This window comes from Desulfosporosinus sp. BICA1-9, from assembly GCF_000802135.1.
In genome coordinates, this window is sequence record NZ_JUEE01000146.1 from 37,286 (window position 1) to 50,449 (window position 13,164).

10 protein-coding genes and 1 pseudogene are annotated in these 13,164 nt (G+C 43.2%); 1 reads left to right on the forward strand and 10 read right to left on the reverse strand.

Annotated elements, in window-relative coordinates; genetic code table 11:
• Nucleotides 1-9: 9 nt before the first annotated feature.
• The 6 genes from JL57_RS18250 to JL57_RS18275 form a co-directional block, all read right to left on the reverse strand.
• Nucleotides 10-1,293 carry a LysM peptidoglycan-binding domain-containing protein gene (locus JL57_RS18250; RefSeq protein WP_034143402.1) on the reverse strand — a complete coding sequence of 428 codons (1,284 nt, stop codon included), beginning with the start codon at nt 1,291-1,293 and terminating at the stop codon, nt 10-12.
• 144 nt (nt 1,294-1,437) lie between these two features.
• Entirely contained in the window at nt 1,438-3,444 is a 2,007-nt protein-coding gene (locus JL57_RS18255; protein WP_034143403.1) for a molybdopterin-dependent oxidoreductase, read from the reverse strand.
• 65 nt (nt 3,445-3,509) lie between these two features.
• The gene (locus tag JL57_RS18260) at nt 3,510-4,199 is read right to left on the reverse strand and encodes a vancomycin high temperature exclusion protein (RefSeq protein ID WP_034143404.1); all 690 of its coding nucleotides are present in this window, start codon (nt 4,197-4,199) and stop codon (nt 3,510-3,512) included.
• Between the two features lie 115 nt (nt 4,200-4,314).
• Nucleotides 4,315-5,901: a substrate-binding domain-containing protein gene (locus JL57_RS18265; protein WP_034143405.1), complete on the reverse strand. Its 1,587-nt coding sequence runs from the start codon at nt 5,899-5,901 to the stop codon at nt 4,315-4,317.
• A 307-nt stretch (nt 5,902-6,208) separates the two neighbouring features.
• Complete coding sequence (locus JL57_RS18270; RefSeq protein ID WP_034143406.1) at nt 6,209-6,733, reverse strand: YfiT family bacillithiol transferase; 525 nt, start codon at nt 6,731-6,733, stop codon at nt 6,209-6,211.
• 197 nt (nt 6,734-6,930) lie between these two features.
• Nucleotides 6,931-8,208, reverse strand: a complete 1,278-nt coding sequence (locus tag JL57_RS18275) for an amino acid permease (RefSeq protein ID WP_034143407.1) — start codon at nt 8,206-8,208, stop codon at nt 6,931-6,933.
• Between the two features lie 119 nt (nt 8,209-8,327).
• Between JL57_RS18275 and JL57_RS18280 the strand changes: the two genes are divergently transcribed.
• On the forward strand, nt 8,328-9,239 hold the full coding sequence (locus tag JL57_RS18280) for a LysR family transcriptional regulator (protein ID WP_034143408.1): 912 nt from the start codon (nt 8,328-8,330) through the stop codon (nt 9,237-9,239).
• Nucleotides 9,240-9,244: 5 nt separating this feature from the next.
• On the opposite strand, the gene JL57_RS18285 is transcribed toward JL57_RS18280, so the two are convergent.
• The 4 genes and pseudogenes from JL57_RS18285 to JL57_RS18300 form a co-directional block, all read right to left on the reverse strand.
• Nucleotides 9,245-10,483: a diaminopimelate decarboxylase gene (locus JL57_RS18285; protein ID WP_034143409.1), complete on the reverse strand. Its 1,239-nt coding sequence runs from the start codon at nt 10,481-10,483 to the stop codon at nt 9,245-9,247.
• A 58-nt stretch (nt 10,484-10,541) separates the two neighbouring features.
• Nucleotides 10,542-11,231, reverse strand: coding sequence for a TrmB family transcriptional regulator (locus tag JL57_RS18290; RefSeq protein WP_034143410.1), 690 nt, complete (start codon nt 11,229-11,231; stop codon nt 10,542-10,544).
• A 418-nt stretch (nt 11,232-11,649) separates the two neighbouring features.
• Nucleotides 11,650-12,342, reverse strand: a complete 693-nt coding sequence (locus JL57_RS18295; protein WP_034143411.1) for an HAD family phosphatase — start codon at nt 12,340-12,342, stop codon at nt 11,650-11,652.
• A gap of 603 nt (nt 12,343-12,945) precedes the next feature.
• Nucleotides 12,946-13,164 (reverse strand): annotated as a pseudogene (locus JL57_RS18300) (IS110 family transposase); the annotation flags it as partial.

Consider the following 13,164-nt stretch of genomic DNA (forward strand, 5'->3'; position numbering starts at 1 on the left):
GACGTTCTCCTAGATTAGTTTACGCACCACAAAGTTATCTTCAATTAGCAGCCAATTTTGAGGAAAATCATTTCCCAATACCCAATAGTAGAAACCCCGAATCCCGAGCTCCTTGACCAAATCAAATTTAGCTTGCATACTTCGCGCATCCTCAAACCAAACTTCATGTCGCTTTCCCTCTTCATCCGTATATCTAAACCACGGGGCTTGAGAGACTTTGTCATAGTTAATGCTTACACCGTAGCGGATAGCGAGCTCCAAAGCTGTTTGAGGACTAATCGACCTAGCAAATTTGCCGCCGACTACATAAGGAAGGGTCCAGTCATAGCCATATAGGGGCATCCCCATCATAATCTTTGCTTTCGGTACGACAGTTATCGCGTACTCCATAACGCCTCTCATCTGGGGTAGAGGGGATACTGCCATTGGACTCCCTCCGGACCAGCCCCATTCGTAAGTCATAAAAAAGATAAAATCGACAACTTGCCCAATCGCTTGATAATCATGCCCCTCATATAGTACTCCACGTTGATCTGCCCGATTCTTTGGTGCTAACGCAGCGGAAATATAATACCCACGCGCTTTCAATAATTGCCGCGCTTTCTGTAAAAAGCGAACATATCGCTCTCGGTTCTCTGCTCCTAAATACTCGAAGTCAAAGTCAAGGCCCCGGTATCCTTTCTCTGCCATAATCTGAAGAACTTGGTTTAACACACGATCCTGCAAAGCTTCATTTGTAAAGATCGCAGTAGCGATTTCTGTACTGAACTGTCCTTCCTCAAAGTTGGTTAAAACCAAGAGAGGTAAAACTCTGTCCTTGAAAGCAGCATTCAACGACGGCTGATCTTCAACCGGAGTAAGATTTCCGTCCCGATTGACTGCATAGGTAAAAATAGCCAGGTAAGTAAGGTGCTCTCCCACTTTGTCAACAGCCCCAGCCGAACGGGCTCTGGTCATTCTGGGATCAATGTAAGCATTTGTTTCTACGGTTGGCCTTGGTTTCTGAGGTAGATACAAGCGTAGACCAACCGGAACATTATTAGGGTTTTGGATCTGGTTAATTCGGACTAGTTCTTGGACAGTTATATTATAGCGACGACTGATCATCCAAAGACTTTCTCCAGGTTGAACCCAGTGGTACTGCCCGTTAATTGGTATTACAAGTGTTTGACCCACGACTAATCGATTCCGATCTGGAACTTGATTGGCCTCAGCAATCTCCTGAAAAGTGATACCATAAGCTTGGGCAATTTTCGTAAGAGTTTCTCCTGACCTTACCACGTGAATCTGCATATATATCCTCCTCTAAGCACGCGCAAATCTCTTTTGTTAATTTATGTTCAGAAAGTTATTCTCGCGCCTCAGAAAAGAAAAAAGACACAAATGTTTTCCCTTTGATCATGGAACACTTGGTTTTTCGCCATAAACGTTAGATCCTCAGTATAATCGGACATCCACCTTGACATCATAAAGGGTGCTGCCCGCAGCTCTATCCGTTAAGCGTTGAGATGTAAGGGCGTTTACGGTACTTTCTCCGAGCATCGTTTCACTCGAAAACAGACCTTCCGTTACGACAACTCCCGGGGGAACTGTTGTCGTTAACTTAAGAATAAACTCTACCTCTCCTCGCACATTAAAGGCGATCACTCTTTGACCGTCTTGCAAATTCTTGGTTTCAGCATCTTCAGGGTTCATTTGAAGGCAAGGTGCTTCCTTCTTAAGCAGTAAATCAGGTCGCTCATTAAACGAAGAATTCAACGAGTACAAACTAGGCGCACTCATCAGATAAAAGGGAGCATCATCCCCGTAAGGTTCATTATAGCGCGGCAACGGCTCGGGATCCTTTGGATTGTAGAGCTCAATTTTACCCGATGGAGTCAGAAAATTGATTTTGTAATCTTCTGGTAGGGAGAGTTCGACAGGAAGTCCTGCTCGGAGTTTTGTCAGGTCGACACCTTCTAGCCAGGCTGTCGGTGGATCTATAAGTTGATTAATCAGGTCATCTGTTGTTTGCTGAAAGAACTCCTCTGCAAAACCCATAGCCTGGGCAAGTAACTGAAAAACCTCCCAGTTAGACTTGGCTTCGCCGATCGGAGGAATAACCGCCGTCGCTCTCTGAATGCCATAATGCCCATAGGAACGGTACATGTCTGCATGCTCTAAGGAGCTTGTAGACGGCAAGATGATATCAGCATAACGAGCGGTATCTGTCATAAATCGCTCATGAACTACAGTAAAAAGGTCCTCTCGCCTGAGTCCCTGGATAATCATCGTTTGGTCAGGGGCTACTACGGCCGGATTGGAGTGATAGACATACAGGCTCATGATCGGCTGCTTTGATAATTCCGTTAGAGCCAAGCCGAGCTGATTCATATTCACCACTCGGGTTGGCTCTGCTAATAAATCCTCACGCGTAACTCGATCCGCATGAAAAGCCTTACCTGTAGAAATACTGGCGAGCAACCCGCCTCCAGGTTTGCCCCAAGCCCCGACCAGCGCGGGAAGACAGGTAATAGTGCGTACTGTCATCGCTCCGTTACCATAGCGGCAAAGCCCCGATCCTAAAGCAATAAAAGGTGCGCGGGCTCTGGCGTAATGCTGCGCCATTTTTTCGAGCAAACTAATTTCAATTCCCGTGATTTGACTTACTTTATCCGGTGGGTAATCGGGCAAAACTCCCCTTCTGAGTTGTTCAAAACCCTGAACCTGACTATCTAGAAACGGTTGGTCAATCCAGCCTTCACGAACTAAGATATACATGATGCCGAGAGCCAAAGCGCCATCACTCCCCGGTCGTACTAGTACGACCTGATCCACCATCTGCGCTGTAGGATTTTCATAGGTATCAATCAACCAAACAGAGGCGCCCCGTTTTTTCGCCTCACGAACATTATTCAGGAGATGAATGTTCGTCGCTAAGGCATTGGTACCCCATAAGAGTATAAAATCGCTTTTTTCCACTTCATCCGGGTGGGGTGCATGGGTATCCCCCATGACTGAAGCCCAACCATGACTCTTAGAGGCGGCACAAATCGTGCGTTCCAATCTTGAAGCGCCCAAGCGGTGGAAAAACCCCTCCCCACAATTGCGTTGGACTGTACCCATAGTCCCCGCATAAGAATATGGCAAAATAGCTTCCGCGCCATATTTAGCCAGAATCCCCTTCCAACGGTCGGTAATGACTCGGATCCCTTCCTCCCAACTAATGGGCCTATATTGGCCCGCACCTTTTTCCCCAATGCGCAGTAGAGGTTGGGTCAGCCTCTGCGGAGAATGAACAGTTCGTTCATAATGCACCATCTTCGGACATAACGTTCCCTTAGTAAAAGGATGTTCTGGATCACCCATTACCTTTACCGCTTGATTGTCCACAACTTCAACTAAAAGTCCGCACATATCTGGACAATCGTAAGGACACACCGATCGTTTTAGTTCAGTATTCATGCTAAATTCCCTCTTTCTGTTTTTGATAAGCATAAATTACTAATGAAATCTTGAAAATTCGACGCTTATTTATCATCTGTCGCCTTGCCGTCACCGAAAACTGGTATGGCATCTCCTAAAAAAGTTGGCTTTGGTTTAATAACGTTTGTCCACAGGAAGTCTTTGTTCCTTGCTGCAATTTCTCTAAACTTATACATCTTCATAGCCTGTCCATAATCACGTCGGTCAGAAGCAACTCCGTACGCTTCCAGGCCCAACGCCCTAGCTACATAAACTGCTCTCTTAAGATGATACTCCTGCGTAACGATGATTAGCTTCTGGACTTTAAAAATGTCCCTTGCTCGATAGACACTCTCATACGTGCTAAATCCAGCGTGATCCATGAAAACATCTTGATTGGGTACGCCTTTGTCTTTTAAAAAGCTCTTCATAGAATTAACTTCATCATAATCTTTCCGTCCATGATCTCCGCTCACTATCAGCTTAGGGGCCTTCCCTTGCTCATATAGTTCGTATCCAGCGGTTAAACGATCGTTAAGCATCGTCGACACCGTTCCGTTTGGAAATACATAAGCACCTAAGACGAGAATAGCATCAGCGTTAGGAACTTCGTTTGAGGTAACGATGTATTTTGTTCCAACTGACTCAACGTTCTGATTGACAATTAATCCAGTGGTACAAGCAAGAAGTAATAATAGAACTGAGAAAAATAATGCCTTTTTCAGGCGCTCCTTTAAGGTTAATAACTTACTCATAGCACACCTTCCATATAACTGTTATTTTCGAACCCTTGTCTTAAATATACTACATTTTAGCCATCGAGCAAATCAATTATGGTCCCTTAACACCGATTACAACATCCACTTCTTTCTATTTTGCCGGAACGTATCCGGTTTTCTCGATTAGACTTTGTCCTTCCTCGGACAAGATCCAGTCAAGAAAACGACTGACATTTTCTTTCTTATTCGATTTTAGCGAGACTGCATAAACAGGAACTGTGAAGGGATACGTTTTATTGCGCACCGTTTCAGGGGTCGGTTTAATACCATCAATCGCCAGATACTTAATCTGATTATTTTTAATCATCTCGGTCGAGTAATACATAAATGAATACCCTATGGAGTTCTTAGCATTTTTATAACTAGCAACCTGACTAATGATTTCACCCATCCCCCCGGCATAGGTTTCCTTGGTTTGCTCTAACATCGTAATGCCTTTCATGACTTTATTTTGCATGACCGTTTGACTCCCCGAGTTTTCAGGCCGTTGATAAGGCAGTATCTTATTCCATTGTCCACCGACTTCTTTCCAGCGGGTGATTTTACCCGAGTAGATATCCTGGATCTGTTTTATGGTCAGATTCTCAACCGGATTTTTAGAGTTTGTGAAAAAGACAAACGCTTCACTCCCAATGGGAGTTAAGACAAACTCATCCCCTTTGGCTTTAATCTCTTCAACATGAGCTTTCGACGGCTCTGCAACGAAGATTATATCGGTCTGACCCGCTATTAATCTTTCGTAGGCTGTGCCGGTTTTTGAACACTTCACTAAATCGAGTGGAAACCGCTCACTTGCCACAAAGGCAGGATATATTTCTTTATCATTGTTGTTCTTGTTTGCTATATAGTATTCACCAAGTCCCGTATAGACAGCTTCCACAAACGCCGCGTAAACCGGATAAGCGGCTGTCGCACCGTCCAGACGCGGCATGGAATCAAACTCTGAAAATTGTAAGTTGGCAGGTTTATCAAGCTTAGCGAGCCCGTTGTTATCCTTGAACGGGGCTTTTTCCATCAGATCAAATTCCGTTAGATCACTCCCGACTGTTGACTTCCCATAAAGCAGTTCTGTCATACCATTATCAATAACCTTTGTTGTCGCGACGCCAGAAAAAGCAAGGACAAAAATACAAAGCAGGACCAAGACAGCTTTAAAGTTTCTCGACAGAGAGCTATCTACCGCTGTTTTCGCAGCCCATTCACACAAAACAATCCCAATAAGAAACCCCATATACCCCATAAGCTCTGCCACAGGTATGATGAAATGTAATCCTGATAAAGAGAGACCTATGCCAAAGATCAAAAACATAGGATTCTTGAGAGCATACATTCCCCACCAGCCTGAATTAAAATTCCCGTTTGAGAGTGACAATGCCAAAATTGCAAAGACCAGAGCATAGAGAATAGGCACAAGAGCAATGAGATACCTTTCCTTTGCCGAGTTGGGCTTATGCTTTGACAATTTTACAAAACTATAACCAACAATAATGCCTATAATAAGCGAACCGAAAAAGGCAATCGATAACAAGATCAAATTTTTGGCATCCTTGCCAAGCTCATATAACCTTAGCCCATCTGTAATTGACGAAACAATGATCATCCCTATGGTAAGTAAGAAAGGAATAAGGATCATCTGGGTTGCTAAAGAGGTTCCCAGATACCTTTTATTTGATAACATCGTTCAACACTCCTACTCTCTATCAACTACTATATTTACTACTATATCAACTACCGAATCTACTCAAATCCCGATTTATACTATCACTTATATCTATACAATTCGGCGAATTCTAGCCCAGTCCTCCTACAGTGTCCTAGTATTTACGGATACTTCTATAAAAATAGAAACAAGGCTGGAAGTATCTGCTTCCAGCCTGACCCATTCTTACTGATACACAATTACCAATACAAAAGCTTATACCAATGTCAGATTTAGTTAGTTAGCCCTCTTAATTTTGACCCTTATACTTAATTGTGTCAAATAGTTATTTTGACGTAATTCTACTTATACCCGCAGTAATCTGCGCCAAGTGATGATTTCCATGCCATGCGTAAAGGTCAATTAGCTTCTTAATCGTTAATAGCCCAACATCCGGGTGAATTAACTCCCTCTCAAGACCTGACGACGATAACGACCTCAATAGAACAGCCAATCGTTTATGTAAACCTTCAAGTAGTTTTGTGGATAGTTCAACAGGTAACTGAGAGTCACTTAATTCAGCCCACAGCACTTCATCATAAGGCTTGATGGTGGGTTTATCCTCTGTCATGGCCAGCTTAACTCTAATATAAGCATTCATATGAGCATCCGCTATGTGATGTATTAACTGGCGAATAGTCCAACTGCCTGGTCTATAGGGAGAGTCAAGCTGTTCATCAGTTATTTTTTCGACGGCCCTAAATAACAACTCAGGTAGCGCTTCTATTTGGTCTATCAAAGAATTGATTTGTTTTTCCTGAACCTCTTTTTCAAAATCAAACGTCCCAATTGGATATCGTAAATCATCCACAAACGTTCTCCCCCTTCTCCTTTACTGACATGTCTCTACCTATCAAGATTCGGTGAAATACAACCGATTCCTCCCATTATATAAAAGAAATTCCCCGGCTTTCTTAAGTACATAAAGGACCATTCCCGTCTTATCAATCGTATGTTTCCACACGATCTAACTATTAGTTAGCCAGGGCAATAAAGATTGAATCCTGTTCAATTAAGGAACTTATACAACAAAGTATTTTTCTCCCTTACCTGTCGGGTAATCCAAAAACCTATAATGACCAGTGGATACAAAACCGCCCAACCGACAAACGGAAAAATCACAGCTGTTGAAAGAAAGGACAGCCAGCTAATGCCTACTCCTAAGGAACTGCCTTTTAGCAGCCGGATTCCTGCTGCACATCCGCCAAGATAGGTAAGAATAAACGTTGCGTTGGGAATCTGAAGCAGAGTTATTAGGGATATCGCCCCGCTGCCGTACAGGAAAAGCACGGCAATAAAGCACAAGGCAAGAAAAGCAATCCCCCCTATTGGTGTACTATATCGTGAAGACAAAATACCCATCCAGCCTGGAGCGTCTCCTTTTCGTGCTAAGGCATACGCCAAGCGAGAAGTTGCACCCGTATAAGCGATAATGGTGGCAGTACAGATGAACATACCTGAGAATCCGGCAACCAAAGCCCCTCCAGGTCCGAGTAGTTTACTTATGATCAAAACAAGCGAGGCATCCGATCCGGCGGTATGGTAACTGTGTGTTCCAACTGTAGCAAATGCTGTGAGAAAATACAGTAACCCAACAATGACAGCGGCAATGGTTACCCCTTTTACCGCTGCTCGCTGCGGATCTAAAAATTCTTCAGATAAATGGGAAACCGCCTCCCAGCCGATAAAACACCAGAATAAAATAGCGGCCGCCTGCCCGACACTCACCCAGCCATTCGGCATAAAAGGCGTAAAATTTGAGGACTCAATATGAGGTACGGAACCTATGATTGCTAGCACCAGCACGGCAACAATTGCCAGCACAACGGAAATTTGAACTTGCCCTACCACTTTCATACCGAAAAGGTTGGTTAATAGACCGACTGCAAGCATTCCTGCCGCTAGAGCCACCCTCGCACTGTCACCCCAGCCCATGGCAACTGTCATATAGCCAGCTCCTGTTAGTGCAGCCACAGGTGCGCCAATCGGTACAGACATGAGAAAAAACCAGCCAACAAGCGTTCCAGCCTTTGTTCCGAAGGCTAATGTGACAAAATGAGAGACACCGCCGGCATTCGGAAACTTTGCCGATAGCAACCCCATGGTCAGTGCCAGAGGTAATACTAATAACGTCATAAGCCCCCACGCCAGAAGGGAAGCCGGACCGGCAATCTCGGCAGCCAGTCCAGGCACGATGAGTACACCCGAGCCGAGTACAGCTCCGATATATAGGGCTATCGCTTGCGGCAGGCCGATAGTACCTTTCAGTCGATTTTGATTTTCCATACCTTTTGCTCCTGTCTCCCTTGTATTTCCTCTAATAGTATCAGATAATGGTGCCATCTGAGAAACGAAAGATTTCGATAATATACATCGCTATAGCCGATGGTAAGGGGAGATTGGGATTGGAATTGCGTCAATTATTTACGTTTATAGCCGTGGTCAAGGTTGGTGGTTTTACCCGCGCCGCCAATTTGCTGGGATACGCCCAATCAAGCGTAACGGCGCAAATCCAGGCGCTTGAAGCAGAACTTGAAACTCCTCTTTTTGACAGGTTAGGCAAAAAGAATATCCTTACCGATGCAGGTCAGCGACTTCTGCCGTACGCCCAGGAAATTACTAAAATGCATAACTTGGCATTAGACGCAATGCGGTCGGATACTGCTATTTCTGGTACGCTGACGATAGGGGCTCCCGAATCCCTAGCAGCCTTTCGCTTGCCAGAGATAATTCGAGAATACAAAAACCGTTATCCAGACGTTAAAATCATATTGAAGCCCGGCGTATGCTGGGAATTGCATGACCTGATCCGTTCGGGAGAGCTGGATCTTGCTTTCCTGCTTCAACCCGAGACAGAAGACCGGGATCTGTACATTGAAACTCTCGTACATGAAAAAATGGCGCTCGTTTCACCACCTGGCCATCCGCTTGTTCCCTATGAATATGTTGAACCTACCCACTTAAAAGACGAAACGATACTTCACACCGAGCCGGGGTGCACCTACCGTACACTCTTTGAACAGCATCTTAACAGCCACGGAATATTTCCTAATCCTGACCTTGAGTTCTGGAGCATTGAGGCAATTAAGAACTGCGTTATGTCTGGACTTGGCCTTTCTTTTCTTCCACTTATCACAGTGCAAAATGAGGTGCGGGAGGGTAAACTGATGCTACTGGCCTGGGATGATCGACAGCAGCGACTCGCTACCCAAATCGCCTATCACAGAAAAAAGTGGATTTCTCCTGCACTTCGTGAATTCTTGCTCATTGTTGGAAAGTATGCTGTTGAGTGGCGACAGAGTTATATCTCTAGGTGATAAGCCTAAAAGTTAAACGTTGCAAAATAATCAGCCGGTGTTTCCGCGCGTCGTATCAATTCTGTTGAACCGTCCTCTTTTGACAAAACTTCAGCAGACCGCAGTTTACCATTGTAGTTATAACCCATCGCAAAGCCATGTGCTCCAGTGTCATGAATTACAATTAAGTCGCCAAGCTCAATTTTAGGCAGCATTCGGTCAATAGCAAATTTATCGTTATTCTCACACAAACCGCCGGTAATATCATATTTGTAGCTGCACGGCTCATTTTCTTTACCCATAACAGTAACATGATGATAGGCACCGTACATTGCAGGACGCATAAGGTTTGCCGCACAGGCGTCGACTCCAACATATTCCTTGTAGATGTGCTTTTCGTGGATTACAGTTGTAACAAGACAGCCATAAGGCCCCAACATAAACCTTCCAAGCTCAGTGTATATCGCAACATCGCCCATTCCCGCTGGAACAAGAACCTCCTCATATGCCTTGCGAACACCCTCACCGATCAAAAAAATATCAGCCCGCTGCTGCTCTGGGTGATATGGGATACCAATGCCTCCCGAAAGATTAATAAAAGCAATGTGTACTCCCGTTTCTCGGTTTAAAACGACCGCTGTTTCAAACAACATTTTAGCAAGTACAGGATAGTAGTTATTGTCGACGGTGTTGCTTGCTAAAAAGGCGTGCAACCCGAAATGCTTTACCCCTTTGTTTTGAAGTTTTCTAAAACCTTCGATTAATTGCTCGAAGGTAAAACCATATTTTGCTTCACCAGGGGTATCCATGATCACGTTATTGTAAGCAAATGTACCGCCTGGATTATATCGGCAACTAATTGTATCCGGAATGTCTGCGACATTCTCTAAAAAATCAATATCTGTAAGATCGTCTAAGTTAATTATGGCGTTGAGTTTGCGTGCCAGCACAAAATCTTCTTTAGGCGTTACGTTTGCCGAAAACATTATTTCATCTCCATTAAATCCCACGGTATCAGCCATCAGAAGTTCAGTTAATGTTGAACAGTCTACATAACAGCCCTCCTCTTTGAGGATTTTTAAGATTGTTAAATTTGGCGTAGCTTTAACTGCAAAATACTCCTTAAAGCCCTTGTTCCATGAAAATGCCTGCTTTAATCTGCGAGCATTTTCTCGTATACCTTTTTCATCATACAGATGGAAAGGTGTTGGGTATTTTTCTACTATTTCCTTTAATTGCTCTAAATTCACAAATGTTTTTTTCATTGTGTTACCTCCGTTTTTACTACATTGTGCACAAAAATAAATACAGCATTGATTAATCTCATTTCATTAGCTCTATTAGTCTTATTTCATTGGTTAACGACTCCTTAAACAAATCAATCAGGTTTTGCTTTTTTGAATAAAGACAAGTTGCACTATCATCATCAATAATATCCCCTGTAAGTACATTTGCAGAGTCGACAATAAGTCTTATCTGATGCTGGGTTTTTTCCACGTGATAAATTGTAGCACCGTTAAGTTCAAAAGGCGGATTCGTAAGGATTACAACTTTAAGACCTCTGGACACTGCTTGATTTAACTGTGGCTTAATTATATCTAAGGTTTGACCTGATAGTGAAATATAAACCCTCTTCTCAGCTTCAATGAGCATTTTGGTTATTTTATTGATAATATTCCGGTTCCCTTTTATAGTAATGTACCCTTCGTTTTCTTCTCGTTGTTTGGGCATATTTCTTATGAGGCTTAATCTTATCTCCTGCAAATTTCTGATTTTATTATCACAAAACTCATCAACTGGCACGGGAGTATAGCGTGCTGCATTACCCTCAATCACATGTGCAGCCCCCTTCTCAACTAAACCCGCAAGGGCGATGTAAGTATTTGAACGTGAAATGCCCGTGAATTTTGCCACTTCATAACCTGTAAGATCACCTTCTGATAATAGGGTAAGATAAATTGTTGCATCCTGTTTTGTGAGATTGAAATTCATCAGTAACTCTATAATTTCCATAACGTTTATACTCCTAATTTTTTCTAACCTATGTAAGGTTAATTTTATGACCCCCAAAAGGAAAGTTTGAGCTTCGTTAAAACACATCTACTTTACAATACACTTTAAACTCATTTTCATTGCCGCTATTATATAGTGTTCCTGTACAGGAACACTATATAATACATTTAATATATTTTCAACTCCATTTAAAAATATCTAACGGTCTTTTTTGAAGTTTAAAGTTATAAAATTGTTAATAATTTTCCATGTGAATTTAAGCATGAAATAAAAAACAAAAAAGGACGCTATGCCGTCCTTTTTTGTACTAAAGTACAGTACTCACTTCCAGCCTTTATCTTCTTAAATCAAACCAGTCTTGTCATCCTTCTAATCCGTTGCTCAACGTCATCTCCAACCTCCCAGGTCGTTGAACAGCCTATTCTTGATATGAGCTGTCCCTGATTATTTCCCACCCTCTTAGTTTAGCCTCTTTGAGAAGCTCTTGGTCCGGATTAACGGCCACCGGATGTCCAACGAGGGATAGCAGGGGTAGATCCTGGATTGAATCAGCATAGGCATAGGCCTCGCTCATATCAAAAACTGCGCCTGCCTTCCTTTGTTCCTGCAGAAATGTTCTCAGCGCCAGTACCTTTGAGGGTCCATTCATAATAGAGGTTATTCGTCCTGTACAAACACCAGCCGACAACTCAATTTCGGTCCCAAGCCAAAACTTCATACCCAGATCTCTGGCGACTGAGCCAACAAACTGTGAAAAGGCACCGGAGAGAAGCAAAATTTGATCATCTGACTCAAGGTGAACCTTGACCCGGCTAAGAGACACGGGACTAAAACTACCTCTTGCCAATTCTAAACATTGCCCAAAAAAACCTTCTATTTCCGTCTGATTCATCCCAGACATCATCTTCACGATACCCTGTAAAACTCGCCTAATCGCTAATTGACGGCAAAGTCCCAAACGATACAATATGTATACCCAAGACATCGAAATATAGAACTTACGGATCTTTTTACGCATCCCTTTGTCTTGGCTTAGGACCCGCAAGAAGATGCGAGGGGTTTCTTCAAGATGGATTGTGCCATCAAAATCAAAAATCACCAGGCGCATCATACATAACCTCCCGAACTGTTTATTCACTGATCATAACTCATTCAAATTCATCATTTTCCTCTACTAGGGCAATTCCCTAAAAATTAAACATAGTCCACCTTTTCATTTCACAGAATCTCGACTTCGATCTCATTAAACTTTCACAATTTGCACCTTTTCCCTTAACATATTTCGGATATCCTTATGGAAGTAGCCAATCGGTTTCATTGAAAATCTCTATAGATCAAAGGACCGTGACTAGATCAGGCAGAAATAGACCAGCTAATAAAAGTCAAGAGTTTGTCTGATTATTTCTTTTAATTTTCGGTTTGTAAAATACGGCATAACAAACTAAGCCATTGAAAAATCCGAACAATGACCTAAACGTTAATTTTTGGGAAGCCCACCTAGAGAAACGGGACGCTCGGCGCTAGCCAAGCAAACTCTCTTTCAATTTGGGGTAACTCTCTGGAGTAAAAGAGACTTTGCAGTCTTCAAGCGTTTGGGTGTAGTGCACGTGTCAATAGGATGATGGCGAGCATATCCTCGGTCTAACGCCCTCCGGTATCCCTCGCATCACCTTTGACACGATCCGAATGGCTCTGTCGTATCCAAACTATTCCTTTAAGCAGCTGCTGGTTGAGGCTTTGTTGTCCTCCAAGTTTGATGATCTTCAGGTCGTTTAATCACAAAGGGCTTTTGGTCACGAAGAACAGCAAATATGTAGTGAAGAAGTTTGTGCATGACGGCCACGAGAGCCACCTTTTTCTTCTTGCTGACACATTTTGACTTGTAGAACTCTCTCAGAACAGGGTTGATTTCCATGCCATTGCGAGTTGTTCT